This window comes from Micromonospora inyonensis (assembly GCF_900091415.1).
In the GTDB taxonomy this organism is placed as follows: domain Bacteria; phylum Actinomycetota; class Actinomycetes; order Mycobacteriales; family Micromonosporaceae; genus Micromonospora; species Micromonospora inyonensis.
In genome coordinates this window covers 1,139,455-1,165,204 of the sequence record NZ_FMHU01000001.1, presented here as the reverse complement: position 1 = coordinate 1,165,204, position 25,750 = coordinate 1,139,455, and the positions used below count along the sequence as shown (strand labels likewise).

General features: G+C 70.4%; 34 protein-coding genes and 1 tRNA gene. 16 read left to right on the top strand and 19 right to left on the bottom strand.

Annotation, left to right across the window (positions count from 1 at the left end; all coding sequences use genetic code 11):
- Positions 1–9: 9 nt before the first annotated feature.
- The 11 genes from GA0074694_RS05305 to GA0074694_RS05255 form a co-directional block, all read right to left on the bottom strand.
- Positions 10–213, bottom strand: a complete 204-nt coding sequence (locus GA0074694_RS05305) for a helix-turn-helix domain-containing protein (RefSeq protein WP_091453317.1) — start codon at positions 211–213, stop codon at positions 10–12.
- A complete protein-coding gene (locus GA0074694_RS05300; protein WP_091453313.1) occupies positions 210–1,556 on the bottom strand; it encodes a DUF3631 domain-containing protein in 1,347 nt (448 codons plus the stop codon). Before GA0074694_RS05300 ends, GA0074694_RS05305 begins: the two co-directional genes overlap by 4 nt.
- A complete protein-coding gene (locus GA0074694_RS05295) occupies positions 1,553–2,449 on the bottom strand; it encodes a bifunctional DNA primase/polymerase (RefSeq protein ID WP_091458680.1) in 897 nt (298 codons plus the stop codon). Before GA0074694_RS05295 ends, GA0074694_RS05300 begins: the two co-directional genes overlap by 4 nt.
- Positions 2,450–2,732: 283 nt before the next feature.
- Positions 2,733–2,972 carry a hypothetical protein gene (locus tag GA0074694_RS05290; RefSeq protein WP_091453310.1) on the bottom strand — a complete coding sequence of 80 codons (240 nt, stop codon included), beginning with the start codon at positions 2,970–2,972 and terminating at the stop codon, positions 2,733–2,735.
- A gap of 133 nt (positions 2,973–3,105) precedes the next feature.
- On the bottom strand, positions 3,106–5,061 hold the full coding sequence (locus GA0074694_RS05285; RefSeq protein ID WP_245714544.1) for an FtsK/SpoIIIE domain-containing protein: 1,956 nt from the start codon (positions 5,059–5,061) through the stop codon (positions 3,106–3,108).
- A complete protein-coding gene (locus tag GA0074694_RS05280) occupies positions 5,058–5,438 on the bottom strand; it encodes a hypothetical protein (RefSeq protein ID WP_091453307.1) in 381 nt (126 codons plus the stop codon). The genes GA0074694_RS05285 and GA0074694_RS05280 overlap by 4 nt, the downstream gene beginning before the upstream one ends.
- 144 nt (positions 5,439–5,582) lie before the next feature.
- Complete coding sequence (locus tag GA0074694_RS05275; RefSeq protein ID WP_091453303.1) at positions 5,583–6,047, bottom strand: Pycsar system effector family protein; 465 nt, start codon at positions 6,045–6,047, stop codon at positions 5,583–5,585.
- An 89-nt stretch (positions 6,048–6,136) separates the two neighbouring features.
- Positions 6,137–7,012, bottom strand: a complete 876-nt coding sequence (locus GA0074694_RS05270) for an ABC transporter permease (RefSeq protein WP_091453300.1) — start codon at positions 7,010–7,012, stop codon at positions 6,137–6,139.
- The gene (locus GA0074694_RS05265) at positions 7,012–7,350 is read right to left on the bottom strand and encodes a hypothetical protein (RefSeq protein ID WP_245714543.1); all 339 of its coding nucleotides are present in this window, start codon (positions 7,348–7,350) and stop codon (positions 7,012–7,014) included. Before GA0074694_RS05265 ends, GA0074694_RS05270 begins: the two co-directional genes overlap by 1 nt.
- A gap of 112 nt (positions 7,351–7,462) precedes the next feature.
- Positions 7,463–7,831 carry an RRQRL motif-containing zinc-binding protein gene (locus GA0074694_RS05260; protein ID WP_091453297.1) on the bottom strand — a complete coding sequence of 123 codons (369 nt, stop codon included), beginning with the start codon at positions 7,829–7,831 and terminating at the stop codon, positions 7,463–7,465.
- Positions 7,831–8,082 carry a DUF6284 family protein gene (locus GA0074694_RS05255; RefSeq protein ID WP_091453293.1) on the bottom strand — a complete coding sequence of 84 codons (252 nt, stop codon included), beginning with the start codon at positions 8,080–8,082 and terminating at the stop codon, positions 7,831–7,833. The genes GA0074694_RS05260 and GA0074694_RS05255 overlap by 1 nt, the downstream gene beginning before the upstream one ends.
- Before the next feature lie 293 nt (positions 8,083–8,375).
- Between GA0074694_RS05255 and GA0074694_RS05250 the strand changes: the two genes are divergently transcribed.
- The 3 genes from GA0074694_RS05250 to GA0074694_RS05240 all read left to right on the top strand — a co-directional run bounded on the left by GA0074694_RS05250 (position 8,376) and on the right by GA0074694_RS05240 (position 10,448).
- Entirely contained in the window at positions 8,376–8,600 is a 225-nt protein-coding gene (locus GA0074694_RS05250; RefSeq protein WP_091453290.1) for a helix-turn-helix transcriptional regulator, read from the top strand.
- A 128-nt stretch (positions 8,601–8,728) separates the two neighbouring features.
- Entirely contained in the window at positions 8,729–9,895 is a 1,167-nt protein-coding gene (locus tag GA0074694_RS05245; RefSeq protein ID WP_091453286.1) for a hypothetical protein, read from the top strand.
- A 4-nt stretch (positions 9,896–9,899) separates the two neighbouring features.
- Positions 9,900–10,448 carry a cysteine hydrolase family protein gene (locus tag GA0074694_RS05240; RefSeq protein WP_091453284.1) on the top strand — a complete coding sequence of 183 codons (549 nt, stop codon included), beginning with the start codon at positions 9,900–9,902 and terminating at the stop codon, positions 10,446–10,448.
- Here the strand turns inward: GA0074694_RS05240 and GA0074694_RS05235 are convergent.
- Positions 10,445–11,098, bottom strand: a complete 654-nt coding sequence (locus GA0074694_RS05235; protein WP_141713975.1) for a hypothetical protein — start codon at positions 11,096–11,098, stop codon at positions 10,445–10,447. The genes GA0074694_RS05240 and GA0074694_RS05235 overlap by 4 nt on opposite strands.
- Complete coding sequence (locus GA0074694_RS30700; protein WP_141713974.1) at positions 11,098–11,481, bottom strand: hypothetical protein; 384 nt, start codon at positions 11,479–11,481, stop codon at positions 11,098–11,100. Before GA0074694_RS30700 ends, GA0074694_RS05235 begins: the two co-directional genes overlap by 1 nt.
- Before the next feature lie 275 nt (positions 11,482–11,756).
- Here GA0074694_RS30700 and GA0074694_RS31445 point away from each other — a divergent pair.
- Positions 11,757–11,842, top strand: a tRNA-OTHER gene (locus GA0074694_RS31445).
- Positions 11,843–11,906: 64 nt separating this feature from the next.
- Here GA0074694_RS31445 and GA0074694_RS05230 read toward each other — a convergent pair.
- On the bottom strand, positions 11,907–12,500 hold the full coding sequence (locus GA0074694_RS05230; RefSeq protein WP_091453278.1) for a GNAT family N-acetyltransferase: 594 nt from the start codon (positions 12,498–12,500) through the stop codon (positions 11,907–11,909).
- Positions 12,501–12,797: 297 nt separating this feature from the next.
- Between GA0074694_RS05230 and GA0074694_RS05225 the strand changes: the two genes are divergently transcribed.
- A complete protein-coding gene (locus tag GA0074694_RS05225; RefSeq protein WP_091453276.1) occupies positions 12,798–14,036 on the top strand; it encodes a cytochrome P450 in 1,239 nt (412 codons plus the stop codon).
- Positions 14,037–14,049: 13 nt separating this feature from the next.
- Here GA0074694_RS05225 and GA0074694_RS05220 read toward each other — a convergent pair whose 3' ends face one another.
- From GA0074694_RS05220 to GA0074694_RS05210, 3 genes are all read right to left on the bottom strand, one after another.
- Entirely contained in the window at positions 14,050–14,550 is a 501-nt protein-coding gene (locus GA0074694_RS05220; protein ID WP_425413604.1) for a hypothetical protein, read from the bottom strand.
- A gap of 32 nt (positions 14,551–14,582) precedes the next feature.
- On the bottom strand, positions 14,583–15,197 hold the full coding sequence (locus tag GA0074694_RS05215; protein WP_091453270.1) for a hypothetical protein: 615 nt from the start codon (positions 15,195–15,197) through the stop codon (positions 14,583–14,585).
- A 190-nt stretch (positions 15,198–15,387) separates the two neighbouring features.
- Positions 15,388–16,356, bottom strand: coding sequence for an NAD-dependent epimerase/dehydratase family protein (locus GA0074694_RS05210; protein ID WP_091453267.1), 969 nt, complete (start codon positions 16,354–16,356; stop codon positions 15,388–15,390).
- 424 nt (positions 16,357–16,780) lie between these two features.
- Here GA0074694_RS05210 and GA0074694_RS05205 point away from each other — a divergent pair, with 424 nt between their 5' ends.
- Entirely contained in the window at positions 16,781–18,580 is a 1,800-nt protein-coding gene (locus GA0074694_RS05205; protein ID WP_091453264.1) for an NAD(P)/FAD-dependent oxidoreductase, read from the top strand.
- 494 nt (positions 18,581–19,074) lie between these two features.
- Here GA0074694_RS05205 and GA0074694_RS05200 read toward each other — a convergent pair whose 3' ends face one another.
- Together GA0074694_RS05200 and GA0074694_RS05195 are read right to left on the bottom strand one after the other, a co-directional pair.
- Entirely contained in the window at positions 19,075–20,211 is a 1,137-nt protein-coding gene (locus tag GA0074694_RS05200) for a tyrosine-type recombinase/integrase (protein WP_141713972.1), read from the bottom strand.
- Positions 20,212–20,277: 66 nt separating this feature from the next.
- Positions 20,278–20,754 (bottom strand): hypothetical protein, encoded by a 477-nt coding sequence (locus GA0074694_RS05195; protein ID WP_091453258.1) that lies wholly within the window; start codon positions 20,752–20,754, stop codon positions 20,278–20,280.
- A gap of 235 nt (positions 20,755–20,989) precedes the next feature.
- Between GA0074694_RS05195 and GA0074694_RS05190 the strand changes: the two genes are divergently transcribed.
- From GA0074694_RS05190 to GA0074694_RS05145, 10 genes are all read left to right on the top strand, one after another.
- The gene (locus GA0074694_RS05190; protein WP_141713971.1) at positions 20,990–21,316 is read left to right on the top strand and encodes a hypothetical protein; all 327 of its coding nucleotides are present in this window, start codon (positions 20,990–20,992) and stop codon (positions 21,314–21,316) included.
- Positions 21,313–21,570, top strand: coding sequence for a MerR family transcriptional regulator (locus GA0074694_RS05185; protein WP_091453250.1), 258 nt, complete (start codon positions 21,313–21,315; stop codon positions 21,568–21,570). The genes GA0074694_RS05190 and GA0074694_RS05185 overlap by 4 nt, the downstream gene beginning before the upstream one ends.
- The gene (locus GA0074694_RS05180; RefSeq protein ID WP_091453247.1) at positions 21,567–21,839 is read left to right on the top strand and encodes a hypothetical protein; all 273 of its coding nucleotides are present in this window, start codon (positions 21,567–21,569) and stop codon (positions 21,837–21,839) included. Before GA0074694_RS05185 ends, GA0074694_RS05180 begins: the two co-directional genes overlap by 4 nt.
- A gap of 182 nt (positions 21,840–22,021) precedes the next feature.
- Positions 22,022–22,801, top strand: a complete 780-nt coding sequence (locus GA0074694_RS05175) for a hypothetical protein (RefSeq protein ID WP_141713970.1) — start codon at positions 22,022–22,024, stop codon at positions 22,799–22,801.
- The gene (locus GA0074694_RS05170; protein ID WP_091453235.1) at positions 22,798–23,235 is read left to right on the top strand and encodes a hypothetical protein; all 438 of its coding nucleotides are present in this window, start codon (positions 22,798–22,800) and stop codon (positions 23,233–23,235) included. The genes GA0074694_RS05175 and GA0074694_RS05170 overlap by 4 nt, the downstream gene beginning before the upstream one ends.
- Positions 23,232–23,675 carry a hypothetical protein gene (locus GA0074694_RS05165; protein ID WP_091453232.1) on the top strand — a complete coding sequence of 148 codons (444 nt, stop codon included), beginning with the start codon at positions 23,232–23,234 and terminating at the stop codon, positions 23,673–23,675. The genes GA0074694_RS05170 and GA0074694_RS05165 overlap by 4 nt, the downstream gene beginning before the upstream one ends.
- Positions 23,668–23,907 carry a DUF6011 domain-containing protein gene (locus GA0074694_RS05160; RefSeq protein WP_141713969.1) on the top strand — a complete coding sequence of 80 codons (240 nt, stop codon included), beginning with the start codon at positions 23,668–23,670 and terminating at the stop codon, positions 23,905–23,907. Before GA0074694_RS05165 ends, GA0074694_RS05160 begins: the two co-directional genes overlap by 8 nt.
- Positions 23,904–24,128 carry a hypothetical protein gene (locus GA0074694_RS05155; RefSeq protein WP_091453227.1) on the top strand — a complete coding sequence of 75 codons (225 nt, stop codon included), beginning with the start codon at positions 23,904–23,906 and terminating at the stop codon, positions 24,126–24,128. The genes GA0074694_RS05160 and GA0074694_RS05155 overlap by 4 nt, the downstream gene beginning before the upstream one ends.
- Entirely contained in the window at positions 24,125–24,364 is a 240-nt protein-coding gene (locus tag GA0074694_RS05150) for a hypothetical protein (protein ID WP_091453224.1), read from the top strand. The genes GA0074694_RS05155 and GA0074694_RS05150 overlap by 4 nt, the downstream gene beginning before the upstream one ends.
- Entirely contained in the window at positions 24,361–25,746 is a 1,386-nt protein-coding gene (locus tag GA0074694_RS05145; RefSeq protein WP_091453221.1) for a hypothetical protein, read from the top strand. Before GA0074694_RS05150 ends, GA0074694_RS05145 begins: the two co-directional genes overlap by 4 nt.
- Positions 25,747–25,750: the final 4 nt, after the last annotated feature.

The following is a 25,750-nucleotide window of genomic DNA, read 5'->3' as shown; positions in this document are numbered from 1 at the left end:
CTGATCTCCTCAGGCGGCCGGGGTGAGGGGCTGGTCGAGCAGGCTGCTCACGTAGTCGTCGAGGCAGCGGACGGGGACACGCCGGAGGCGGCCGATAGTGACGGTGCGGATGTCGCCGTTCTTGATGAGGGCGTACATGGTGGTGCGGCCGATGCCGAGTCGGTGGGCGGCTTCCTCGATGGTCAGCACGAGTCGGTGATCGGCGGTGGTCACGGCTTCCTCCCGGTGGCGCTGAGTTGGCGGATGGCGGGTTGGGCAGGGGTATCCGTCCCATCCGTCCCAAGCTCGTTTTTCCTGCTCAGGGCCGGGACGGATTGGTGTGCTGGGACGCTTCGATCCGTCCCAGGGGCGGTGTCGGTGCGGGTGGCCGGGACGGTTTGATCCGTCCCAGGGGTGCAATGCGTCCCAGGGCTGACCTGCGGAAACGAGGTTGGGACGCTTGGGACGGTTGGGGGTGCCGTCGGCGGTGGGCAGTAGCGGGTCCAGGCGTCGGTGAAGGCGTCTCGGGTGTAGCCCTTGGCCTGGCCGACGGGGAAGCGGACGTTGCCGGAGGTGATTCCGAACTCGCGGAGCAGGTCGCCGAGCTTCTTGCCGGTGAGCCCTGCCGGGCCGGAGCCGGCCCAGGGCGCTTCGTCGTCGTCGTTGAGCACCTTGAGAAGTTGGGTGGTGGCGACGGCGGGCGGGTCGCCGAGGGCAGTGAACGCGGTACGGATGTCAGCGAGCAGCCGGATACGGGTCGACACGTTCGCCGACTCGTCGGCTTCAGCGGTGAGGATCGTGACGGCGTGCCGGGCACGTGCCGGCCAGGTTCCCCCGGCCAGGTCGGCGACGGCCACCAGGGGTTCCCACGTGTCGGCGGCGCGGTCCTCGACCGGCATGGGTGGTTCCGCGGCTTCGAGGGTGGCGAGGTTCGCGCCGAGCCATCCGGCGAGTTGCTGAGCGACGGCGCGCAGGGCGGGGCCGTCGCGGCGGTGCCGGTACGGGGCGACGGTCTCCCCCGGTGCCCGGCGGCGCATCCGGATCACGACGGCGCGGTCTTCGATAGTGTCGGGCATCGCGCCGATGCCGGCGAGTGCCGCCATGGCGAAGGTGGGGATCTTCTCCAGCTTCTGCGTGCCGGCGTCCCACCGGATGGCGGGTCGGTTGCGTTGGTGTCCGGCGTTGAGCAGGCCGCGTAGGTCTTCGTTGGCGTCGGCGTTCTTGCCGCCGAAGATGGTGTCGGCTTCGTCTACGAGCAGGGTGGGTGGGTGGCCGGTGCCGATGGCCCGGTAGACGGCGGCGGGTGAGGCGTTGACAGTGATCAGCGGGTCGTGGCAGCAGCCTTCGACCACGTCGAGCAGGCGGGATTTCCCGCACCGCTTTTCGGGTGCCCGGATCACGAGACGGGGCGCGTGCGCCCACGCGGCTTGGGCGTGGGTCGCGGCGATCCACAGCGCGACGGCGTCGACGGCTTCGGGTGAGGGCAGGATGACGTACTTGGTGAGGCAGTCGTGCAGGGCGTCGAGGATGGTTGCGCCGTTGTGGGGCTGGCCGGTGGTGTTGGTCGGTGGGTTCATGCGGCGAGTCCTTCGGCGCGGAAGCCACCACGAATGGCGGCACGGATGTCCCGGTCGGTTTGCTCCGCCCGACGTCCGGCGGTGATGAGGGCGGTTATGGCGTCGTCGTGGCTGATCGCGTCGGCGGCGACCATGCGGGCCACGCCACGGGCCGCGCCGTAGAGGGTCGTGCGGCGGCTGCCCTCGGGGGCGTCAGCGACCGCTTGCAGGTGCGAGGCAAGAAGCCGATCAGGATGGGAGATGCCCCCCACCGGGCGGGTGCTGGTCGGTTCGTGTGGCGTGGCCGGGGTCGGTGCCGGCGGGGCCGGTCGGCAGGCGTCAAGCAGCGCGGGGGGCATCTCCTCCATCGCCCTGCCCGGTGCCCACCGGTAGGGGCGGCCGGTGCGCGGGTGCACTGACGGCGGGAGCACGACGTACCCGCCATCGGCCTTCACGTCGATGCCGGGGCCGAGCCCTTGGCCGGGCTTGCCCTGGCTGCACTGCACCGTGCCGCCGGGATGCTGGTAGTACAGGTGCAGACCACCGGACCCGGTCGCCACGTACGTGGTGCGCGGTAGCAGGCCACGGCCGATCAGGTCGTTCATGGTGTCGCGCCCGCCGTGGGCGGGGTCGACGTCGACCACCACCGTGCCGGAGGCGGCACCGGTGCGTAGGGCAAGTTGCCCGGTGGGCACGGCGTCGAGGATCGCGGCGATTCGGTCGGGGTTGGTGGTGGCGGCGTAGAAGCCGTGGCAGGTCAGGCAGGGGCAGGCTTCCCGGTCGTGGGCGGGGTCGGCGTCAGCGCAGGACGTGCAGTTGGCGACGGGTCGCTTGGACCGGCCGAGCATGAATACCGGCCACCTTCGGGCGGCGTAGTCGAGGGCGGCGGCGAGCAGTGGAGACGGGTCGGGCATGGGGCTCCTGTCCGGTGCGTGGATGGGGAGCGGGTTGGGTTCGGGTCGGCCGGCGAGCGCGGCCGGGGTGTGGTCGGGGCAGCGGGGGCCTTGGATGTAGCGGCGGACCCGGTCGGGGTTGTGGCAGTAGCGCCGGTCAACGCCGATCCAGTGCCCGCACCGGGTGCCAGGCGGAGTCATCGGCCGGGTCGCTCCTTCCCGGTGTGGCGGGCGGTGGCCAGCGCCGGGCGGCGGCAGGCCACCAGGGGGTGAGCGCGCGGAGCGCGCCGCTCTGCTCTTCGGGTCAGCGGCGGTGGGTGATCAGCGCCCACACGACGAAGCCGGCGACGGCGATCACGAGGGTGGCGGTGCCGGCGAGTCCGGTGAGGTCGCGGAGAAGCCAGCCGGTGACGCGGGCGCGGGCTAGGGCGGCGTCGGCGTGCCACGCGACGCGCTCGAAGCGACGGCCGAGCGGTATACCGAGGGTGATGCCGAGGATGGTGCCAAGGGCGAGCGTGATCAGGGCGATGGTGGCGGTGTTCACGGGTTGGCTCCGTTCCGGGGCAGGGTCGGGTGGCCGTGGATTCCACGTGGATTCCACGGCGGGTTTGTCTAGGTGGGGGCCGTGGAATCGGTGTGGATTCCACGTGGATTCCACGGCCCCCAAAGGACGCTGGTTAGGCGGTGCGGAGGATGCGGTAGCGGCCGTTGCGGTTGACGGCCATCAGCAGGGGTTGGTTACCGGCGGTGAGTTCGGCGAGGGCCTTGGAGAGCCACTTGGCGGTGTAGCCGGTCGCGGCGAGCACGTCGCCCAGGTCGGCCGGTCGTACCTCGGTCTGTCCCTGGTCGGCGAGCGCGGTGATGTGCTCCCGCAGGATCGTGCGGGCCTGTTCGGGGCTGGTCGGCTTGGGCAGGGCGAGGGTGAACCGGCGCGGCGTCGGGGTGGTGTCGAGTTCCTTGGAGGGGTCGACGTCGTCGGGCGGGTCGGTGGGGTTGACGCCGGGGCGGGTAGCCATCGCGGGTACCTCCTGCTCTGCGTCGCCCTCGGCGGCCGGCGCAGGGCGGGGGCCGGGTGAGGGCTTGGCGGTGTCGGTGGGCATGACGGGGGCCAGGGCCTTGGCCGTGACGGGGTCGAGCTGCTGCCGCACGGTGGCCCAGCCGGCGACGGCGGCGGCCAGGTCGCCGCGGTGGGCGAGTTCCGACCGGCAGGGGATCGGCCACCGGGCGGTGGGGATGCCGGGCGACTCGATGTACAGGTAGCCCGGCTTGGCGCTACCCCAGGACTCGGGTGCCGCTCCGGCGTCGACCGTCTCGGCGGACAGGGCAAGGGTCGGGTCGTCGCGGCTGTCGATGCCGAAGCAGACGTTTGTGGCGAACTGCGAACGCAGTGACGTTGGCGCGCGGTCGTGCGTCCACCGCTGCTGCGACAGGACGAGGGAGATGCCGGCCGAGCGGGCGCGTTCGGCGACCTGCACGAGAGCCGGATGGCCGGACCAGGCGGCGGATTCCTCCACCCACACCATTAGGTGCGACAGCGAACAGCCCGGCATCCACTCCGTCAGGTCTTCCCGACCCAATGCCTCGGTGCGGGCGGGGATGACCTTCTCGGCGAGGACGTCGAAGAACGCCTCAGCGTGTTCGTCCTCGGTGACCAGCAGGGCAAGGCCGTCCTTGACCGGCTTGACGGTCTGGTCGCGCTTGACGGTGTCGACCACCACCAGCGCGCCGTCGGAGCGGGTCAGGTAGTCGGTCATCACGACCAAGGCCCATTCGGTCTTGCCGGATCCGGTCATGCCGGTCGCGCGGACGTGGGTGGCGGGGCGGACGCCGGGCCGGCCGGTCAACCACAGCGCGACCTGCTCTCCGTCCTCGGCGATCCCGAACCGCAACGGGGCGTCCCCCACGGAACGGCCGGGGGCGGACGGGCCGGCCCACTCGATGGTGTCGCGGAGCTGGTCGACCGGCACCACCTCGATCCGCCCGGTGCGGACGCTGTCGGGGTCGCGGTGGACCCGCACCGCCGACGGGGCGACGTCGAGGGCGGAGGCGATCGATTCGCGGGAGCCTTCCACCTCCGACAGCGTCTCGCCGGGCGGCATCGTGATGGTGGCTTTGACCTTCGCGCCGTCGACCTTCGGCCGTCCGATCCGGGCGTCCCGCAGGGCGGCGACGGCCTCGGCGAGTCCGCCCCCGGTGGTGGCGGTGGTGGGCTGTTCGTCGGGGTTGGCCTTGGCCATCAGCCGCATGACCGCGACCGCGACGGACGCGGCGACGGTGCCGCCGGCCCACAGGTCCAGCCAGGGGCGTTCCCAGGGTGCGCCGATGGTGGCGCCCAACGCCCACGCCGACCCTCCGGCGGTGAGCAGGGTCGCGACCCGCTGCCGGATCACCCCACGGGCACGGCCAGCCGCCCACGTGAGCGCGGTCAGCCCACCACCAGCGGCGGTGATGCCGGCAGCGGCCCACGGGTTCGACCCCCACCAGTGGTGCGACGCGGCGGCAGCCGGCCAGGCGAGCGCGCACCCGGCGGGGCAGACGATGTAGGGCAGGGCGGCCGAGCGGAGGTCGACGCTGTAGGACATCGGCGGTAGACCGCCGTTGCGGGGCATTCGGTTGGAGCGGGGCCGCTTCATCGGCCACCCCCATCGGTGAACCGGAAGTCAGCCTTCCGGGGCCGGTGGCCGACGGCCTCCAGTTCGGGGAGGTAGACGGCCTCGAAGCGGGTCGACGCCGTGACGATGTACTGCGACGCGACAACGAGGGCGTCGGAGGCGTGGGTGATGGGCTTGGCGACCTGGCGGGCACGCGCCCTACCGGTCAACCCACCGATGACCACCCCGCCGGACACGGCACGCAGCCGGGCGTCCAACTCGGAAGCGGTCACGCCCAACTCGACGGCGGCGGCGTGCAGGATGCGGCGGGTCTCGTTGAACCAGTGCGAAAGCGCGACGTTGTCGGTGAGGGCGTCGGCACCGGTGAAGATGCCACGCTGATCGTGGTTGCCTGCCATGCTGATGGTTCTCCTTCACGGGAGGGCCGGGCGCGGGTCGTTTCCTAGGCGCAGCCGCGCCCGGCGCAAAGCGGTGGGTGGGCCGGTCGGCCCCCGCACCCATCGGCCCGGTGAGCGGGTCGACGGGCACGGCCGGGGAACCGGTCAACCGAGGATCAGCGCGAGCAGCGCGGTGGCGGCGGTGCCCACCAGCCCGACTAGCAGCAGGTCGACGGCGGCGCGGACCCGCCGGTACTTGGCGAGGGTGGCGGCGGACAGCCACACCAGCTCGTGCGCCCGGTACGCGGCCAGGTCGAGCGGTCGCATGGTGGCGTCGGTCATCAGGTCACCCGGTGCGGCGGTGGCGTAGCGGACCAGCCCGTGATTGCCGCCGAGCGACGGCCGCACCGCGCAGGCCAGCAGCCCGACCGCCACGCCGATCACGGCGACAGTCACCGCGCCGACGGCCAGGGCGGGACCGGGTAGACCAGCACGGGCGAGCACGGCCAGGCCGACGGTGAGGGCGGTGCCGGCGATGGTGAGCAGGGTGGAGGCTTTCGCGTCCACGCGGACGAGTTCGGCGCGGACGGTGGTCAACTCTGTCGTCAGGAACGTGGTGTCTGGCACCATCGAAGGTCTCGCCTTCCTATTGCTGGTGGGTGGAGGGCCGGCGGCACGGCGCGGGTTTCCAGGCCATAGGGCCGTGCCGCCGGGCAGAGCTACTGATCGGCGTGCGCCAGGTGCGCGAGGGCCGCGCCCATGCCGAGCACGGCCACCGGTAGGCACGCCACGAGGGTCGTGATCCACCACGGGGCCGCGGTGACCCCGGCAGCGATTAGCAGGTGATAGGCGACCTGTCCGAGTGCGCCGATCGCGAGGGAACCGAGGGCGGACCACTTGGCGAACCGGGCCGCCCGGACCGGGACCCGTCCGGACAGCCACACGTAGAGGGCGAACGCCCCGTACGTCTCCACGCCGATCGGGAGGGTGATGGCGGTGTCGATGACCCACCCAGACCCGATACCGGGCAGCAGGTTCACCTTCCCGAACCCGGTCAGCTTCCCGAGCCCGACCCAGCCGCCCCAGATCGCGACGAACGCCGGCAGGGCGAGCAGGATCACGGGCCACACCACCGCCCGGCGGGACGGCTTCGGACCGATCTTCGTGACCGGGCCTTCGACCGGCGTGACCTGCTCCGACGGCTCGACCGGGGCGACAGCCACCACCGGCGCGACGGCCTCCGGGGTGGGGGGCGGGTCCGGTGCGGGCTGCTCGGTCCGGTCGACGGTGGCCGGGTCCGCCTCGGTGGTGTCGACGGTCGGGGCGGGGTCGACCGGGAACAGCGTCGGACGGTCGGCGAGACTGCCCCGGACCACCAGAGCGGCATGCATCCGGTCCGACCGGGCCTGCTGGTCGCGTTCCTCGCGCAGCAGGGTCAGCAGTTCGTTGGCCTTCTCCGACCCGATCCGGAACCGCTTCATCAACCGGTTCCGCGACGGCAGACCACCCAACTCGTGGGTGAGCTTGCGGGCTGCCGGCAGCAGGTCTTCCACCGGCTGCGGGTAACGGGTGCCGTTGATCGTGGGAGCGGTCATCAGGCCACCGCCAGACCGGTCAGCGCGGTCACCGTCGCCTGGTCCATCGGCGGCAGGTCGACGGGCTCGACGGCGTCGGCGTAGATCTCCCAGCCGTGCCACGTCGGGTAGGCGTTCATCGACCGAACCGAGCGGCCCTCGTGGTCGGTGCGCTCCCGCTCGGCGACGAGCAGGTCGGGCGTGTTCAGGCCGGCGGCGTCGAGCCAGGCACGCAGTTCCGCGACCGTGGCGAACGTGAAGGCCATGGAACTGCCGTCGCTATGCACACGGATAGCGGTCGGGGCGGCGAGTAACAGCAGCTCAGCCATCACCGCGCGGTAGCTCTTGCGGTCGGTCATCGCAGGGTCTCCTTCATCCTCGGTGCGGGCTTGTTCAGGGCGTGGCCGATGGCGAACGGGGCGAGCATCACGGCCGGGCCGCCGAGCAGGATCAGCAGCAACAACAGCAGGGTCATGGGGTGTCTCCGTAGGCGCAGAGGGTGCACTCGCCGAGCGAGCGCGGGATCACGTACGGGCGCACCGTGCGGCACGTCGGGCACGTCTTACGGGCCGTCAGCGCCGCGCGGACGGCGCCCAGTTGGGCGGGGGTGGCGGTGCGCTTGGGGCGGGCCAGGTCGACCCGGTACAGGTAGGCGGTCCGGGTGCCGCCGATGCCGCGCCAGAGGATCTGCGCGGCCACTGGTTGACCACCGGGGCGTAGGCCGGTGGCGCGGAGTTGGCGGCGGGTGGCGTAGCCGGGTGGTGCGCCGTGCCACCAGTAGGTGGGGATGCCGTACCGCGACCCGTCCGGGTCGTGGTAGGCGGCGCGAATGCGGGACATCAGGCCGCGTGACGCGACGTGACCGGGGTGTGCCGGCCGAGGTCGGCGGCGGTGCGGGTGACGCGGGCGGCGGCGCGGCGGACGCGTCGCCAGTCCAGCGGGGATGGGCCGCCGTGGTCGACGGCGTTGAGCAGGGTGATCTCGGCGTCGAGCAGGTCCAGCTCGGCCGCGATCAGCGGCCATTCGACCTCGATCGCCGCCAGGTCGGCGGCGGTCGGCTCGATGGCGAAGGGAACAAGGCGCTTCCGCAAGGGAACCTCCGGGGTGAGTGGATGTAGAAGGGATTTCCTCGGGTGCGGCCGAAACTGCCGCCCGAGGTGGTGCTGTAGATGCGCGTGAATCGCCGCTCGGCGATCGACGCGCGTTGGTTCCAGTCGCTGTGGAGTTGAGAACGAACGACCTGATCCGGCGTCCCATGGGCGTGCGGCAACGACGTGCCACCGTTCCCCGGGCCATCCGGCCGGCTACAACTTGGCGTTGTATTCGGACGCTACAGCGTGACGTTGTACTCGCGCAAGCACCCTTACCGCGTAGGCTTGTACTGATGACCGCTGCTGATCTCCCCACCGACTGGTGGACCACCGAGCACGTACGGACCTACCTGGCGTCGGTAGGTGCCCCGATCAGCCGCGCGACCTGGGCTTCCTACGTGTCGCGCGGCCAGGCTCCCGCGCCCGACCGGATGTTCGGCCGGTCGCCGGCGTGGCAGCCGCAGACCATCCGGAAGTGGCAGGCCGAGAGGCCGCGCCGAGGCACCCCCGCCAGTTAGGTCGGATCATCTGGTGCCTCCTGTCCTCGGCTCAGGTCTGCGGCGGCACCTTGCTCGCCTGCCAATGAGACTGCCCGTGAATCGGCGTTACGGGCAGGTCCTACGCACGGACACGAAGGACACGGGGCATGTCCACTGAGGTCCCCCGGCAGTTCAAGCCCAATCTCGTGCTGGTCAACCGCCGGAAGGCGGCCGGCTGGGAGTCACGGAAGCGCGCGGCGCGGGAGCTGCACCGCCTCGGCCTACAGCAGGGCATCCGGGAGACGCCGACCGTCGAGGCCATCGAGAAAGCGATGTACCGGCACGAGACCGGGCGGGTGGCCGTCACCGACGCGATCTACCGGCAGCTCTACTGCCTGGCGTACGACGCGAAGCCACATGACCTGTTCGGGGAGCTGACCAGCGGAACCGAGGAACGCCCACACTTCTCCGTGCGGTCACACAAGTTCGTGCCGGCGTTCGTCGGTGCTGAAGGCGCAGCCCTGATCCAGGACAACGCCGGATGCACCCCGGCCGAGGATCAGTGGTACACCTGCTCCTCCGCTCCCGTCGAGCACCCGGAGGGCGAATGCACCCTCTACGTCTGGCCGTGCGGGTCGGTCGTCTTCCACCTGGTCGAGACCATGCAGTTGTCGACCATCGCGTCTCTCGCGTTCTGGCGAAAGGTGTCGTACGGCGACAACATCAAGTGGGCAGCCGACTATCTCGCCCGTTTCGTGTCCAGCATCGACGAAACCGCGCTGTACGTCTTCGGGGCACACTGGCTGACCGAGCCAGCCTGGCCGGTCGAGCTGGTCGAGCCCGCGTTACGCATCATGGCGACGCCCTCGGTGCTGCTACACCGTGACCGCCCGATGGACGATGAGCACCTGGCCCACGCCGAGCTGATCGAGCAGTCGCTACTCTCCGAGGCATACGACCACGGCGGCATCGAATCCTTCGGCGTACGCGGCATCTCGTCGGGATACGCCTCATGGTCTGGCGTCGTGTATCACCCGATCGCGGCAGGGCGGTCCCTGATGGAGCCCGAGCTTGTCGCTTGCGAACTCGCGGTGCAATCCATGTGGGCCTTCACCGATGCAATAACCCGTCAGATCGAGCAGGGCTCGGATCCAGAGGTGCCCCCGGAGTATGGTTGGCGATACCTGCGGGGCGTCCGCTCGCGGTTGACGACTTCTCGACCACGAGAAACCGGCCAACATCAAGCGATGCGTCGAGCGATCTTGAGAACAAGCGACCTCATGCCAGCACTAGAGCAAGCCATTGAAACCCTCCGCGAGACGGGACGAGGTTGAGGTAATGACGGCGGATCGACCGGTCCTGGTAGTAACCGACATGCAGAATGGATTCGTTCGAGAGCAGTCGGCGCATGTCGTACCTATTGTTGTGGACCTCGTCCACCGCTGGCAGGCTGCCGGTGGTGACACTCTATTTACTCGGTATTTGAACTATCCAGACAGCCCGTTCGAACGTTTCTTCGGATGGCGACGCCTGCAGTCACCGCCCGAAACTGACATCATTTCAGAACTGCAGTGCTACGCCGAACGCGGAGCCGTACTCGACAAGACCATCTACAGCCCGTTCACGATAGACGGCATCAAAATGTTCGAGCAGCGAGGCTGGAAGGAATTCTATTTCTGTGGCATCGCAACAGAGAGTTGCGTGCTAAAGGGTGCGGTCGACGCCTTTGAGCGGAACCTTACCCCATGGCTTATAGCCGATGCATCAGCCAGTCATGCTGGGCCAGCGGCACACGATGCGGGCCTACTGGTTGCACGTCGGTTCATCGGCCCCAACCAGGTAATCGGACTGAGCGAAATCCCTTGCACGCTGGTCGGCGAGCATTAGCGCTGACTGAGGACCACCATCAACACCATTCCCGCCACCAAACCCCACAGAAAGGCCCAGAAGGTTGGTTTCCAGTTTACGACAATTTGCGCCGGAGGTGGAGACACCACTCCCTTGATGCGGTCCGCCTGTGCCATGATTTCACTAATTCTCGCGTCGAGTTGATCGAATACTTCATGGTCACGGTACGAGCCGAGCCCCTTCTGCAGGCCGTCAGACGCTTCCTGCAGGCTAGCTACCACGGTTTCCACTCTTGAGGTCACCTGACTTAGGCCCTGAGTGCCAGTGTCGGCAGCCGTGCCTAGGTCTTTAGCCGCTTCTAGGAACATCCAGGCAACGTCTTCATTGATCTTCCGGCTCGCGTCAGAGAGCATGTAAGCGACGTCCTCGTTGATGTTACGCGCCGCGACTTCAAGCGCGTACACCACTTCGGGAGAAACCACCCCGTCCCGCAATGCCTTCTGAAGCAAAGCAGCTAACGCAGGCGCCTCTTTTGAAAGCCTCCTTAAAACCTCCTTTGTCGTGTCATCGAGGTGCTGAATGATATTTCCATGCATATCTCGCCCGACGAAAATGCCGTCACGCTCATTCCGCTGCACAACAAATGCGGACGCTTCACTCTCGTCGGGCGGGAATTCGGATATCGTCATTACTTTCGGTCGAACTCGCCAATATTGCCACTCATGTCGCGGCCAATAAATATGCCCGACCCTTCATTTCTTTGCACCCCAATGACCATTGCCCCCGATTCGCTGGATCGAGAGGCCAGGTCATTGATGACTTGAAGAGCCTCGGGATGTTCCGCTACATGAGAAGCCAAAAGAATTGCCCATCGCGCCTTGACGTCCGCTTCGTTCGCTTGGCCTCGTGAAAGCGCAATAGCGTCGCTCTCCACAGAGCGCAGGGAAAGAGACTGCTCTTCCTTGCTCCCGGCCTTGAAGATCTTTCCCACCCAACCGCGCACGGCGTCGACCTGGCCGTTCAGCGAGTAGGCGACGAGGCTTCCAGCCGCGCCGGTGATGATCTCGGCCATCCCTGGGTCAAGCACTAGGACTCTCCTCGTCCGCCACTGACAAGCTCACTGTTCTCCACAAGGGAGGCTGCTTGACTCTAGGCGAGTGCTATGACACCTAGAGCGCTACCGGCGCTGTCCGATCAAGGACAGCCGGGCCTGACCACTTCGTCTCGGCGAGAAAGCGTGCCGGGAGCGCTCGGTAGATGGGTGGTCTCAGTCGTGGTCTCATTCGTCGGCGTACGGGGCCGTTCGCGAGGGGCCGCAGGGGAGGAGAAGCCCTGGTCACGTACGGGGGTGGCGGTAGCTGTACACCGGATCGCAGACCTCGAAAGCGTGTGAGGGTTTACGCCCTCCGCGGGTTCAAATCCCGCCGCCACCGCTCGTGAACAGCGCGAACGCCCGGTCGGTCCGCGAGGATCGCACCGGGCGTTCCGCTTCCCGTTTCAGTGCCGGTCTCGGTCGGGTTCCAGGTCGGTGTCGGGCACCTGCACCTGTCCCGTCACCGCGAAACCGAGCCGCTGGTAGAACCGCACGTTCTGCGCCGACGACGTCTCCAGCACGGTCGGCAGGCGAGCGCGGTCCGCCTCCGCCAGGCCGGGCCGCAACACCCGGCCGCCCAGCCCCCGTCCCTGGTCGGCCCGGCGTACGCCGACGGTGGCCAGCAGGACGGCCGGCTCGGCCGACCGCAGCGGCGCGCAGGTGGCGTCGGCGGCGAGCATCGCCGGGTGTCGGTCACCGGCCAGCTCGGCGCCCCGGGCCGCCACACCGGCCCAGACCTCGTCCGGGACGGGCCGGTCCGGTCGCAGCCAGACCGCCACTGCGGCCGGTCGGCCGTCGGACCCCAGCGCCGCCCAGACGTCACCGTAGGGCAGTCCGACCGCGTCGACGGTCTGGGCGAACATCGCCTCCAGCCGCTCCCGGTGCCGGTCCGCCGCCACCGTCCAGGCCGTCCAGGGGTAGTCGTCGAAGGCGTCGGCGAGCACGGCAGCCGCCTCGGCGGTCAGCTCCGGCCCGATTCGGCGTACCTCGAACTCCATACCGTCCTCCCGTGCTCGTCGACCAGTGGCCCGGCTCGCGGTGCGCGATCATCGCACGTCGTCCGGGGCTACGCCCGGGAATTCGAGGTCGCTCCGGTGAGAAGGGATGGTGATGCCGCCTCGGGCGCGCCGCCCGGCGGCTCGACCGCCACGTCGCCTCCGCCGGCCGGGAGCGGCGGTCGGCTTCGGTGGTCTTCGATGTTGCCTTCGGTATCCATCGATGCGATCTTTGTGTCCAGCCGACCGGTGCTACCGGCTGTCACTGTCGAGGCACGCTCCGAGAGGGGTACGACACCGATGACCGTCGCCGACCCGGAGGCCGGTATCCGCCTCCGTCACCCGTTCCATGTCGACGCCGACGGAGTGAACCGGCCGCCCGGCCCGGACAAGCACCCCAACTACGGGCGGTTCGCGGCCACCGGCTCCGGGGGGGGGCGGGTGGTCCGGCAGGTCTGCGGCGAGTCCGTCCCGGCCCTGCTGATCTGCCGGTACGCGGACGTGCGGGAGGTGCTGCGGCGGCAGGACGTCTTCTCCCGGTCCGCTGCCAGGGCGGCCGATCCGGTCGACGTGACCGGGACGATGCTCGGGATGGACGGGGTCGAGCACGCCCGGGTCCGGGGCACGGTCAAGGACCTCTTCACCCGCCCGGCGGTGGCCGGGCTGCGCGGCCGGATCGAGGCCGAGGCGGCTGCCCAGCTCGCCACCCTGCGGGGCCGGGACGGGCGGGCCGACCTGCTCCGGGACTTCGCCATCCCGTTCACCCTGCACGTCGTATGCGATCTGCTCGGCCTCCCGCAGCAGGGCCGGGCGCAGTTCCGCCGCTGGGGTGACATGTTCCTGGCCGACAGCGATCTGACCCGCGACGAGGCTGCCCGCGCTGCCGAGGAGATGGGCGGATACCTGTGGGGGCAGATCGAGCGACGCCGGGGCTGCCCGGCCGGCGACCTGCTGACGCGGATCGCCGAGACCGCCGCCGACCAGCCGGTGGACGTCCAGATCAAGCTGCCGGTCTCGCTGGTGGTGGGGGGCTGGGAGACCGCCGCCAGCTCCATCGCCACCTTCCTGTACGTGCTCCGGACGCGTCCGTACCAGGGGTACGCCTCCGGCTGGGAGTACCTCTTCGACCATCCCGGGAAGCTGGATTCCGCGATCACCGAGCTGGAACGGCTGCACTCCACCACGAACGCCGACGACATGCCGCGCCGGGCGCTGGCCGACGTGGAGCTGCCCAGCGGTGCGCGGCTCACCGCAGGGGACGTCGTGATCCCCTCGCACGACGCCGCCAACCGGGATCCACGGGTCTTCCCGGACCCGGAGCGGATGGACTTCGACCGCGACCCCAATCCGCACCTCTCCTTCGGGTACGGCCCGCACTTCTGCGTCGGAGCGCACCTGGGTGCGTTGGAGGTGCGGACCGCGATCGGGTTGCTCCTGCGCGAACTGCCCAATCTGCGGCTCGCGGTACCCGCCGACGAGGTGCGCTGGAAGGCGGGGCACGCGATCCTCGGGCCGGAGGAGCTGCCGATCGAGTGGTGACGGGAGGCGGGGTTCAGCAGGGGCCGTGCCCCTCGTCGAAGAGACGCTGCGCGTAGTCGGCGTAACCGGCGATCGTCTTGCGGACCGTCCGTCCGTCGTGGAGGAAGAGGTACGCGCGGTCGCCCCGCTGGGCGAGCAGTCCGTCGAAGCGGTACGTCCCCTCTGGAGCGTCGAGGCGGGTCAGCGACGGGAAGCGGGAGCGCAGGTCGCCGACCGGCGTCCCGACGGTGACCCCCTCCGGGGTGCGGACCGGCGCGCTGACCCAGAGCAGCACCAGCCGGTCGTCCCGGAAGACCGGGCTGGCCGTCTCCTGTCCGACCAGCGCCGGACCGCAGGATTCGGGCGTCTCCTGGAGCATGCCCCGCTCCACCAGCTCCCGCTGGCTGTCGCCGAACTCGACTCCGGCGAGCCCGTGCAGGTCGACCACCTCGTCGGTGACCGGCTCCACCGGTCTCGCCGGGCCTACCGTCTCTTGTGGATGGACGCCGCTGCCGGCGACCGAGGCTGCGGCCAGCAACGCCGCGATGAACAAGAATTGCCGAAAAGTCATGAAATCCCCCAGTCCCCAACGGCCTCGGGTCGCCAAGGTTGCTGGTCTGCGGCGTTTTGCCGGTGTTCCCACTCTTCGGCCAGCTCATCCCAGTAGTCGGCGGACAGGCGGCGCCGCCCGTGCGCCAACCAGCCCTCGGTGCTCCCCTCCAGATGCAGGCCCAGCTCGGCGAAGGGGTCGATCCAGCGTCCCGGCTCCACACCGATGCGGACCAGTGCGGCGTTGATCGGCCACTCGGCGCGGGGGCGGTCGAGGGCGGCGTCGAACCACGGCCCCCAGGCCACGGCGCCGTCCAGCCACACCACCGCCGCCTGGTGCCCGGCCCCGCCGGAGAACTCCGCCTCCAGGTACGCGACCGGGCCCTGCCGTGACCAGCGGGCGAACACCTCGATGAGCGCGGCCGAGAGGACCAGGTGGAACGGCCGCTGTGGGCCCGGCTCCTCGACGGCGAAGTCGGGCAGCGCCCCCGTCAGCTCCTCCACCAGTTGCGGGGTGACCGGCAGCAGGGCGAAGTCCTGCCGCAGCGCGGCCAGGACGGCGTGGTCGAGTTCGGCGGTCTGCTCCGCCAGCAGCTCGACGTCGGCCACGATCGCCCTGAGCTGGTAGCTCATGGGGTACGGCGAACGGCCGGCCCGGAGGCGTCGATGATCACGGCGTCAGTAAACCGCATCCGGGCGTACCCGGTGACCCAGCGTGAGGTCGGCGGAGCGGGAGGGTTGCTCCGGAGTCCCTGTCGAGCTGCCCCATTCGTGCTACCGGCGGGCGGGCCGGACACCAGGCCCGCCGGGCCGGGAGCCGGGATCAGGCGGCGAGGGCGCGGTCGTCGGCGTCGAAGTCCGCCGCAGCGTCCGTCGGCGGATGGTCCAGGTGCCAGCGCACCGAGCGGGCCACCGCCGCCACTGGATCCATCGGCCGCCAGCCCAGCAGCCGGCCGGCCTTGCCGCTGTCGACCAGCACGTGCTGGGCCAGCCGCCGGGTCAACCACAGGTCGTCCGGCACCTGCTCGTCGGGCACCCGGACCAGCTGGGCCTCGTGCCCGGCCGCGTCCAGGATCAACCGCAACCAGCCCCGCACCGGGTACGTCACCGGCTCGCCCAGGTTGAACAGCTCACCCCGGGCGGCCTCCGGCCGGTCGAGAGCGGCGAGCACCGCGTCGGCCGCGTCGTCCACGTGCAGGCGGGTGATCAGGGCGTCGCCCGCGCCGACCGGTATCCGGACACGCCCCGCCCGGACCCGCCGCAGCACGAGCTCCTCCCGCCGTTGCTGGTCGTGCCGGCCGTAGACCATGCCGAGCCGGAGCACGGTGCCACCCCGGGCCAGGTACGCCGGCTCGACGTCGAGCTTGTCGTAGTCGTCCAGCCCGGAACCCTGCCCCCGGTACGGGAACCGCCCCCGGCGCAGCGGCGCCTCCTCGGTGACCGGTGCCGGCAGCGGCGTGTCGTCGTCGGCGAGGAGCAGTTCCCAGGCCCGGTAGACGTCGACGCTGGAGAGCAGCACCAGCGGCACGTCGGGCAGGTGCGGCAGGACCGACTCGGCGTCCGCGCGGGTCAGCGCGTACGAGTCGACCACGGCGTCCGGCGCGAACCGGCGTACCCGGTCGGCGACCTCGGCGAACTCGCGCCGGTCGACGTGCAGGTGCCCGCAGTCGGGGAGGTCGTCGGGCTCGGTGCGGCCCCGGTGGACCACCACGACCTCGTCGCCCCGCCCGACCAGGCGCTCGACCACCCGCCGCCCGATGAACTCCGTACCGCCCAGCACCAGGACCCGCATACGGCCAGCCGATCACGCGGGCCGGGGGCGTGTCCGCCGCTTCGCGTACGGCAGAACACGACCCCGACGCCGTCCGGATGCCGCGCGACATCGGCTGCGCTGGGCGGCCCCCCAGTCCACCTGTGCCACGTTCCTCGACCCGGAGCCACGAGAAGGGGTCGTTGATCCACTGGAGCGGGTACGGGTTCGGGGAGGTCTGGCCGGATTAGCGGCGCATGTAATTTGTTGGATCAGACATAAAGTCGTAGGTCGATGTTGCTATATTGTCGGCGGCGGAAATCAGGAAGTGGACGTGATCCATTCCAGGGCGATTCCGCCATCCCAGAATATGGGCACGGCATATGCGCTCCCCGGGCGCCCTTTCCCCTTCCGGCACCGCAGCACCCGGCACATACCGTGTTCCAGCGAACGAAAGGTCAGACACGTGCGGGAGTACTACGACGTCGTGATCATGGGCGGTGGCCCGGCCGGGTCCACCCTCGGTGCCCTGCTCGCCCAGCGCACCGATCTGCGAATTGCGATCTTCGACAGGGAGGTGTTTCCCCGCGAGCACATCGGTGAGTCCTTTGCCCATCCCGTTGTTCCGGCGCTTCAGGAGAGCGGTGCGCTGGCCAAGGTTCTCGCCAGCCCGTGCTGGGTGAAGAAGTTCGGTGGCATTTTCTCCTGGGACCCGGGCCGGCCCAGCATCGCCCGCTTCGACGATGTGCTGTTCGAGCGGGACGGGGTGCACCGGTGGACGATGCATGTCGACCGGGCGGAGTTCGACCACATCCTGCTGGACCACGTGGCGGATGTGGGTGTGGACGTGTTCCAGGGTGTGGCGGTGACGGCGTACGAGCCGGACGGGCGCGGGGGCCTGGTGCGGCTGGGCGACGACCGGACGGTGCGTGCGGGTTGTTTCGTGGACGCGTCGGGGCGGCAGAGCAACGTGTCGGCGGCCCGCAACAAGCGCGGTTGGCTGTCGAACTTCAAGAACATCGCGATCTGGCAGCACTTCACCAACTGCGGTCAGACCCAGAACCTCGTCGCGGACTGGAACATATTCACCGCGGACAACCTCTCCCCGATCGGTTGCTTCGCCTTCCGTGACGGCTGGTGCTGGTACATCCCGGTTCCGAAGGTCATCGATGGCCGGCGGGTCCTGACCCATTCGATCGGCATCGTGACGAACCCGGCCGTGCTCCGGGAACCGGGTCGTGACTTCACCGACCAGGAGACCTTCCTGGAAACGGTGCGCCAGGTGCCGTACCTGAAGGAGTTGATCGGTGATGCGGTGCCGGTCGCCGGCAACATGTTGACCGCCACCAACTACTCCCGGGTCAGCGAGGAGTTCACCGACTACGACGAGCGGCACCTGCTTGTCGGCGACGCCGCGTTCTTCGTCGACCCGCTGTTCTCCTCGGGGGTCGCGGTGGCCCTGACCCAGGCGGCGACCGCCGCCCTGCTGTTGCAGAAGACGACCGACGGCAGTCTCGACGAGGACGATCAGCGTCAACTGTGGCAGGACTACAACGCCAAGTGGCACGGCACCGCTGAGACGTTCGCGTTGATGATCGACCAGTGGTACCACGCGATCGCGAAGAACAACCCGGGCAGCATCTACTGGAACACCCGCGGCACGGGCATCGACCTCGGCATCCGCGAGCAGACCTTCGACGCTCTGCTCAACACGGCGTTCCAGCCGGCGTTGCTGGAGGTCATGACGCACGGCAGTCGGAAGATCGAGGACCTGGACGCGGCCGGCCCGTACCTGGCGGCGAGTGCTCTCGCCGAGCCGGCGGGCCTGACCGATGACGCGGTCGTCGCGCTGGCCCCCACTGCGGCGATCCGCGACAGTGTCACGTTCGTGGTGCCGGGCTTCAAGGCCACCAACCCACCGGCGAACGTTCAACTCCCGCCCGCGATCCTCGACGGGATGACGGACTACTGGCGAAATCCGATCACCAACGCCGCCTCGGTGCCGTCGCCACTGCGGGACACGATCCCGTGCCGGCGGATCTACTCCACCGACGATCCCCACGGCGTCACCATCGACGCCGATCCCCGCCGGGACGGCGTGGACGAACTGTGGAACCTGCTGAGCGGCGGCCCCGTCAAGTACGGCGAGATCGCACCCCGCCTCAGCCCGCCGCAGACGCGACTGGTGAAGCGGATGTGCGTGACCGGCTTCCTCCAGGTCAATCCGGCGACCCGACCACCGACGGCCCCGCCGCAGTCAAGCTGATCGCCGAGAACGACTCGCTGCTGCCCGAACGAGAGGACCATCCCCTCGACGAGGCCCACACGCAGGCGCTCGCCGAACGCCTGGCCCACTGTGCCAGCGTCGGCTTGCTCGACGCCGACGATCCTCGACTTGCCGCTGACCACCTCCACGCTCTCACTACGCTCCGGGTGCTCCACGAGCCCATCCGGCGGCGCGCGGACGCCGAGCACGTTCAGTGGATCATGACCGTGACCGGTCCTCGCCCTGACGTGGACTCGTCTCGTAGGCCGTCGACCAGGCACCCGGACGGGGGCGGATGGCGGCTCGTCGCGTGGCACCTGAGACGGAGGCGACCCCGAAGACGGTCGAAGGCCGGTCCCCGGTGGGGCCGGCCTTCGCGTGCGTGCTGCTCAGAGCGGAGGATACGAGATTCGAACTTGTTTATGGCCCCAGGTCAGAGCCTTGCGACCTGGCTGACCAGGGGTTTCGGCGGGGTGGACGGGGGTTCGCGGGGGTCAAGCGGGGACCGGTTCCCCTACGTTCCCCCTAAAGTCGACCTTGCGCATTGCGGCCTCCACTGCCGCCACAACGCCCTCGTCGACCTCCGGTAGGAGGTGGCCGTACCGCTGGTCGGTGAATCCGATGTCCTTGTGGCCGATCCGCCGGCTGATCGCCGACAGCGGCACGTTCGCCGCGATGAGCCACGCTACGTGCGTGTGCCTCAGGTCGTGCAGTCGCAGTCCGGGGAACCCGGCGGCCTCGCGCACGAACCACCAAATCTCGTAGAACTCCTTGCGGCGGATGAGTCCACCCTTCGGGCCCGTGAACACGCGGTCGTCGGACCTCTTACCGTCGAGCAGGGGGCGCAGCACCTCGGCGATGTCGTGCTGAAAGGTCACGTGCCGCTTGCCGCGTTTGGTCTTCGGTGTCTGGTCGATGGGCCGGCCGCTGACCTCGACCGTCTGGAGCCGGACGTGCAGGCGGTTCCGCACCAGGTCGATGTCCCGCTTCCGCAACCCCATCGCTTCGCTCCAGCGCAGGCCGGTCGCCATGAACAGGAGGATCAGCGGGCGCCAATGCTCCGGAGTCGCCTGGATGACGCGATCGGCTTCCTCCGGCGTGAGGAACAGCATCTCGTCCCGGTCGTCGTCCTCCTCAGGCAGCAGCGTGTGTTCGCACGGGTTGTGGCGGATGTACTTGTGCGTGATGGCGGCGGCCATGATCACGTACAGCTGACCGTGGGCATTACGCACCGTCTTGTTTGCCAGTGGCCGCGGCTTCTTGACCCGGGTGCGCCCGTCGAGCAGGTCGTTTGTCCAACGCTGCACGATGAGTGGCTGTTCCGAAAGCTCGCCCAGGCGCAGGTGCCCGAGCATCGACACGATGTACCGGTTGATCACGCCTTCGATGCTGTTCCGGCTGGTCTCCTTGAGGGCGCGCCTGTAGGCCGGCCACCAGGTGGCCACCCAGTCAGCCAGGGTGAGTTCCCCGCCGCGTGGCACCAGAGCGTCGCCGCGCAGCGCGTCTGCCTTCATGATCGTCATGGCGTTCTGGGCGGCGCTCTTCGTCTCGTACCCGCTGGCGAGGGTGATCTTCTCGCCGGCGAGGAGCTCGCGGATCCGCCAGGTACGCCCGTTCTTCTCGATCCACATGGAATCTCCCCAGGGCATGGGTGGGTGAGCCGCGGCCGGGGCCTGCGGCGGTGAAAGGGGTTGGTGCTACGCGCTGCGGCGCGCCTGCTCGATGCGGTAACCCAGCTCCCGCATCCGGCGCTGCTTATCGCGCTCGCGCTGCTCCACGATTAGCCGCTCGTCGGCGGCACGCATCTCCTCCAGCTGCTGGAGGATCTCCGCCTTGATCTCGTCGTCTAGCTCCGACTCCAGGACCTGGCGCTGTTCCTCGTCGATCTCTTCGTCTGAGGGCCTGTACGGCATCTGCTCGACGGCATAGAACCCGACGCGAATGAGCAGTTCCATCTGGTCCCGGCCGTACGCCTCGGCAACGGCACGGACGTTGGCTTCCTTGACGTCCACGTCCCGGCGCAGCCAGGTGTCGACGGTGCGCACGCTCACACCGACCTTGGCCGCGAATCGGGTCTTGGCGCCGTGAGTCTTCCGATGGAGTTCGGCCTCTTCGGCGAGGAGCTCGCGGACCACCTCCACCCAAGCCTGTCGGTTGACCTCGCCCGTCGCCACGACGTGATCGTAGCGGGAACGCGTTTCCTTGCGTAGCTGCCAGCCGGGCCGCAGTGTGCGGGGTTCAAGAAGATCAATCTTGCCTGCTTGTTGGCGTCTCTTCGCCCGTGCGGCCTGTCGTGAGGTCAGTCCTCGTTGTGCCATGTCGGACAGAGTAACCGGAAACGCGTTGCCGGATCAGTCGTCCGAACGGGTGAGTTGTCGGCAACGCACTTCCGGAGTAACGTCCCTGGACGTGAAAACGGAAACACGTTTACGGAATCACTTGGCGATACCGGAAACGCGTCACCACTGCTACGTCAAGCCGGTGCCCTTCCGGCTTGCCCTCCTCACGCTGGTCGGCCGCGACAAGGGGCCGGCAGCCGGCCGACTGCTCGGCATGGAGGGCAAGACCATTGATCGGGCCCTCGACGGGGGAGTGGTTTCCGAGGCGCTGATGGCGAACGCCTTGGCCGCGTTTGACTTGAACGCCGACAAGCTCGCCCGCGTCGGGCTGGCGGTCAGCTTCGACCAGTTTTTCAAGTGGGCCGCGCCGGCCGACGACACCGAGGCCGCAGCGTGAGCAGCCGCGACCTGGAGGTGTTCACCTTCGCCGAGCTGGCCGCGCTGTGGAAGACCGGTGAGGACTGGCTCCGCAAAGGCGTCTCCGCCCGGACGTTCCCGCACCACCGCATCGCCAACGAGATCCGCTTCACCCACGAAGACGCTGCCGAGATCCTGGCCAGCCGCGCGGTGAAGCCGGCAAGTGTCCCCACCCCCGACGAGGTCGCCGCGAGGCGCGCCGAAGTCGGCCGATCCAAAGGAGTTGCAGCATGACCGGACCCGAGACCGGCGGCCCCCCGACCAAGTCGGGGATCGACCTCACCCTGCGCGTCCCCGGCCAGCAGGTGGCCGAGCGCATCCGCCTGGAGGCGACGGCGTGGAGCGCCGGCGCCAACAGCACCTCAGCCGCTCCCCTGTCGGCCGAGAAGCGGTCGGACAACTACCAGCGGCAGAACGATCGGCGCGGGCTGACCGCCGCCCAGCGGCGACGGGACGCGAAAAAGCAGCGGCGCGCAGCGTTCCGCCTGGCCATCGCCGAATGACCCACCTTGTGCAGCTGTGCCGGGTCGCGTCTGCGGCCCGGCCCGGCCGGCGGGTGATCGCCCTCGTGGTGCTCGGCCTCTTGGCCTCGAGCACCAGCAGCAGCAAGAAGGCCACGGCCGCTGTCACGGCCGTGGCCCGGAATCCCGACCAGGCCCAACCTCCACGAAGGGACCACAGCGAGATGACCAACCCTACCGCCGCCCCCGGGGCGGCCGAGACTCCGGCCACCCGGCCGGAGACGGGGGCGGCACCCGTCGACGTCGCCGCCCCCGTCCAGACGACTCCGGCCCGCCGGGACTCTGACCCCACCTCGGGGCCCAGCGTCGCTACGACCGGCGGGCCGGAGCGCCTCACCCTGCCGACCTGTGGTGGCCCCGCCACGTTGCGGGTGGAGATCCGCGACGAGGCGTCCAGCACAGTGGCCGCCGCGGTGATGGTGTGCAGCGGGGACCTCGACGGTGTGCTGGACGCGATCCAGGCCGCCGGGCGGGAGTCGGAGACGTGGGCGGGCGTCGACCCGCCGGGCGTGTGCGGGTTGTGGGTGGACGGTTCCGCGGTCCCGGCGGCCACGCCGTCCGGGATGCCGGGCCCGCTGCCGGCGGCCGCGCCGGTGCCGGTCGCCGGCCAGATGGTGGCGCAGCCGGCCCGGGTGCGGATGAGCCGGGCGCGGGTGCTGCGGTTGATCTCGGACCTGACCGCCGCCGTCGACCGGCCGGCGCTGCCCGCCCCCGAGAGCGTGCGGTTCTTGGCTGGGACCGAGACGGTCGTGATCACGTGCCGCACGGTGGCCGAGGCCGCCGGGTGGGCGGACGAGGTCGGCGCGGCCGCGACGGCCGTCGAGCAGCAGACGATCGTCGACGGCCAGCAGACGCACCTCTACAGCGCGTGTGCGCTGTGGCGGGGTAGCCGTCTGGTCGTCACCGCGTCGGTGCCGCTGCGGGCGGTGGGAGCGGCGGCATGAGGGCCGGGATCGTGCAGGGCGTGGCCCTGGCCGCGCCGGAGGTGGCCGGGTTGCTGCTGGTGGCCCTGGCCCCGGCGGGGATCTGGTGGTGGGCGCACCGGCCCGACCGGGGCTGGCCGCGCCGTACCCGGCTCGGCGGCCCGACGTCCACGAGGCCCTCGCTGCCGGTGGGGCCTGTGCTGACCGTGGCCGCCGGCGTGGTGCTCATCGTGTCCGCGCTCGCCGCCGCGTGGCCGGGCGACGCCGGACCCCGTACCTGGTCGCTGATCGTCGTGCTGGTCCTCGCGTGGCTGGGCGCGGCCGCGGTCTGCGTCGCTGTGTCCGATCGCCGGGCCCGCACGGCCCGACACCGAGCGCAGCGCGCCGCGTCCACCCCACTGCATCGGCGCGGTCGCGCCGTCGACCACCTCATCATCCCGGAGGCCCACCGATGATCGACGTCAGCACCTACGTGGTCAGCGTCCTGGTCGCTCTGTCCGGCGGCGGGCTGTTCGCCGCCGTGATGGTCGCTCTCGCTGCCCGTACCCGGCAGCTCGACGAGCGGGACCAGTCGGCCCAGGCGTACCGGGCCCTGGCCGCGCTCGCGCACCGTATGGTTTCGCCGGACCGTCGGGAGGCGTTACGGGCCGGCGCGGCCGGGATCTGGACGGCGTGGCAGCCGGACAGCCCGCCGGCGATCGACCCGCCGCCGGAGCGAGCGTCGGCGTATGTTCACCGGTTGCTCGACGTGCTGGCCGGCGGGCCGCTGGACCTCTCCGGCGTGTGGGTGCCCGCCGATGTGCGGGGCCGGCTCCGGTCCGCCCTCGCCGGCCCGGACGCCGTCCCGCCGACGTGGAAACGGACGGCGACACGGCCGGGTGCCGGCGATGGCTGAGCCGACCCCGGTGTGGTGCATCGACTGCGACCGCGAGCTTCACACCCCGGAGTCCCGCGCGCGCCGGGTCGGTGCAGGCTGCTGGCGTAAGCGCAAGGCGGCCGCCCGCGCCGCCGCCGTCCAGGCCGTGTCGGCCACCCTGCCCGGCATGTCCGGGCGGGGTGGCCGCCCCGGGCCCGGACAGGAACCGATCGACGGCCTCGGTGCCCTCGTCGACGGGTCGGTCCGGTGATCCGCCGCCGGCATCCGCTGGTGCCGGACCCGGACCTCGGACGCGACCACGCCGGCCGGGCGACCTGCCGCACCTGCCGCATGGTCGGCAGGGCCGGCGACGCCCGCCACTCGGACCCGGCCGCCCCGCCCCGGCCGCTGCCGGACGCGCTGGTGGAGGCCGCGCGGGAGCGTGACGCCGCGATCTTGGGCGAGCGGGACCACGGGGAGGACGCGTGGTGACCGGCACCGGGGCCGACTGGCCCGGTCGGGTTCTGCGCCGGCCGCCGGTCCCGGCCGCCGACCCGCCCACCCTCGTCCAGCCGGCCGCCGGCCGGCACCGCGCCGGCGACGACGCCCACCGCGACCCGGGCGGCTGGTGGTGGCCAGCCGGCTGGCGACCGGCCACCCCCGTTGACGCCCCGACCCTGCGCCTCGACCCGGCGGCCGTCGCGCGCACCAGAGGGGAGAACCGGTGAACGCCGTGGTGGAGATCCGCTCGACGGTGCCGGTCGCGCGGGCCCGCGCCGACCGGATCCGGCAGGGCTTGCAGGACTGGCTGGAGACGGTCCAGGAAATCGCGCTCGCGTGGGAGCGCGGCGATTGGGAGGTCCTCGGCTACGCGTCGTGGGAGGCGTACGTCGACGAGGAGATCGGCGCGCGGCTGAGGCTGACCGAGGTCCACCGCCGCCAGGCCGTCACCGCGCTGCGGCTGGTCGGCATGTCCACCCGCGCGATCGGCACCGCCCTCGGGATCAGCCACTCCACCGCCGCCCGGGACGTCGCGTCTGTCTCAGCTGAGACAGACGCGCTCCCCGCTACGGTCATGTCGCTGGACGGCCGCCAGCGGCCAGCAACCCGCCCGACCCCGGCCGTCGAGCCCGACCGCTGGTCGTGGCAGTGCTTTGGCTGCGGAAAGTGGTTCGAGGGCACGAAGAACACCTGCCCGCGCTGTGGTGGTTCCGGCACCAACCGGCGGCCCATCGCAGAGCCAGCCGACGAGTGCGACACCCACCCCAACGTCGACGACCAGGACGAGCTGGCCGGCCTCGGCGAGCAGTACGAGACCGACCCGGCGGCGCGCATCGCGGCGGTCGCCGAGGTTGCGCCGGAGTTCGTGCGTCGTGTCGACGCGGTCCTCCCGGCGGGCCCGGCCGACGACGACGAGGTGTGGATCGCGATCGCGCGCCGGGGAATTGAGGCGCACGACCCGCCGCCCGGTGCCGAGTTCACCGTGTGCCGCAGGTCGACGCGTAACGGTCTGATCGTGACCGCCCGGCAGGCCCGGGAGCGGCACGACGCGAAGTGGTGCCCCCGGTGCTGGCCCGCCGCGCCCGTGGCCGCCGTCGACGTCCCCGCCGCCCCTGCACTGCCTTCCCCGCCGGTGCCCGCCGTCGTCGTCGACGTCGTCGACGAGCCCCGCGTGTCCGCTCCGTCGCCGACTTCCCCCGGCGACGGGGCGGACGCCCCCACCGTCGACCGTCCGCAGCTGACGCTGACGCAGATCGCCCGCCTCCGGGCCGCCCTCCGGCACGCCCAGCAGTGGTGCGTCGAGCCGCGCGAGTACGAGCTGCCGTTCGCCCCGCCGCCCGGGGTGGCCCCGCTGGCCCGGGCCGAGCTGGTCGCCGTGCAGTGGCACCGCGACGGCTACCTCAGCGTCCGCTACCTCTCCGACGGCGGCCGCTACGACGTGCACAGCGTGGAGCTCTACGTCGCCGGCGTCGACCAGGCCCTCGACGTGCTGTGCGCGCTCGGCCTGCTGCCGGCGGACCTGTCGACCCTGTACGCCGCCGGCGTCCGGGCCGGGCTCCGCGCCGGCGACGCGCTCGACGGCCAGCTCGTCGAGGACGGGCCACGGTGACGCG

Excerpts from the sequence above, each read along its gene's own strand:
- GA0074694_RS05300 (WP_091453313.1), bottom strand. The coding sequence starts at position 1,556 with ATGAACCCACCGACCAACACCACCGGCCAGCCCCACAACGGCGCAACC.
- GA0074694_RS05295 (WP_091458680.1), bottom strand. The coding sequence starts at position 2,449 with ATGCCCGACCCGTCTCCACTGCTCGCCGCCGCCCTCGACTACGCCGCC.
- GA0074694_RS05285 (WP_245714544.1), bottom strand. The coding sequence starts at position 5,061 with ATGAAGCGGCCCCGCTCCAACCGAATGCCCCGCAACGGCGGTCTACCG.
- GA0074694_RS05280 (WP_091453307.1), bottom strand. The coding sequence starts at position 5,438 with ATGGCAGGCAACCACGATCAGCGTGGCATCTTCACCGGTGCCGACGCC.
- GA0074694_RS05275 (WP_091453303.1), bottom strand. The coding sequence starts at position 6,047 with ATGGTGCCAGACACCACGTTCCTGACGACAGAGTTGACCACCGTCCGC.
- GA0074694_RS05270 (WP_091453300.1), bottom strand. The coding sequence starts at position 7,012 with ATGACCGCTCCCACGATCAACGGCACCCGTTACCCGCAGCCGGTGGAA.
- GA0074694_RS05265 (WP_245714543.1), bottom strand. The coding sequence starts at position 7,350 with ATGACCGACCGCAAGAGCTACCGCGCGGTGATGGCTGAGCTGCTGTTA.
- GA0074694_RS05260 (WP_091453297.1), bottom strand. The coding sequence starts at position 7,831 with ATGTCCCGCATTCGCGCCGCCTACCACGACCCGGACGGGTCGCGGTAC.
- GA0074694_RS05250 (WP_091453290.1), top strand. The coding sequence starts at position 8,376 with ATGACCGCTGCTGATCTCCCCACCGACTGGTGGACCACCGAGCACGTA.
- GA0074694_RS05245 (WP_091453286.1), top strand. The coding sequence starts at position 8,729 with ATGTCCACTGAGGTCCCCCGGCAGTTCAAGCCCAATCTCGTGCTGGTC.
- GA0074694_RS05240 (WP_091453284.1), top strand. The coding sequence starts at position 9,900 with ATGACGGCGGATCGACCGGTCCTGGTAGTAACCGACATGCAGAATGGA.
- GA0074694_RS05235 (WP_141713975.1), bottom strand. The coding sequence starts at position 11,098 with ATGACGATATCCGAATTCCCGCCCGACGAGAGTGAAGCGTCCGCATTT.
- GA0074694_RS30700 (WP_141713974.1), bottom strand. The coding sequence starts at position 11,481 with ATGGCCGAGATCATCACCGGCGCGGCTGGAAGCCTCGTCGCCTACTCG.
- GA0074694_RS05230 (WP_091453278.1), bottom strand. The coding sequence starts at position 12,500 with ATGGAGTTCGAGGTACGCCGAATCGGGCCGGAGCTGACCGCCGAGGCG.
- GA0074694_RS05225 (WP_091453276.1), top strand. The coding sequence starts at position 12,798 with ATGACCGTCGCCGACCCGGAGGCCGGTATCCGCCTCCGTCACCCGTTC.
- GA0074694_RS05215 (WP_091453270.1), bottom strand. The coding sequence starts at position 15,197 with ATGAGCTACCAGCTCAGGGCGATCGTGGCCGACGTCGAGCTGCTGGCG.
- GA0074694_RS05210 (WP_091453267.1), bottom strand. The coding sequence starts at position 16,356 with ATGCGGGTCCTGGTGCTGGGCGGTACGGAGTTCATCGGGCGGCGGGTG.
- GA0074694_RS05200 (WP_141713972.1), bottom strand. The coding sequence starts at position 20,211 with ATGTGGATCGAGAAGAACGGGCGTACCTGGCGGATCCGCGAGCTCCTC.
- GA0074694_RS05180 (WP_091453247.1), top strand. The coding sequence starts at position 21,567 with ATGACCGGACCCGAGACCGGCGGCCCCCCGACCAAGTCGGGGATCGAC.
- GA0074694_RS05175 (WP_141713970.1), top strand. The coding sequence starts at position 22,022 with ATGACCAACCCTACCGCCGCCCCCGGGGCGGCCGAGACTCCGGCCACC.
- GA0074694_RS05170 (WP_091453235.1), top strand. The coding sequence starts at position 22,798 with ATGAGGGCCGGGATCGTGCAGGGCGTGGCCCTGGCCGCGCCGGAGGTG.
- GA0074694_RS05165 (WP_091453232.1), top strand. The coding sequence starts at position 23,232 with ATGATCGACGTCAGCACCTACGTGGTCAGCGTCCTGGTCGCTCTGTCC.
- GA0074694_RS05160 (WP_141713969.1), top strand. The coding sequence starts at position 23,668 with ATGGCTGAGCCGACCCCGGTGTGGTGCATCGACTGCGACCGCGAGCTT.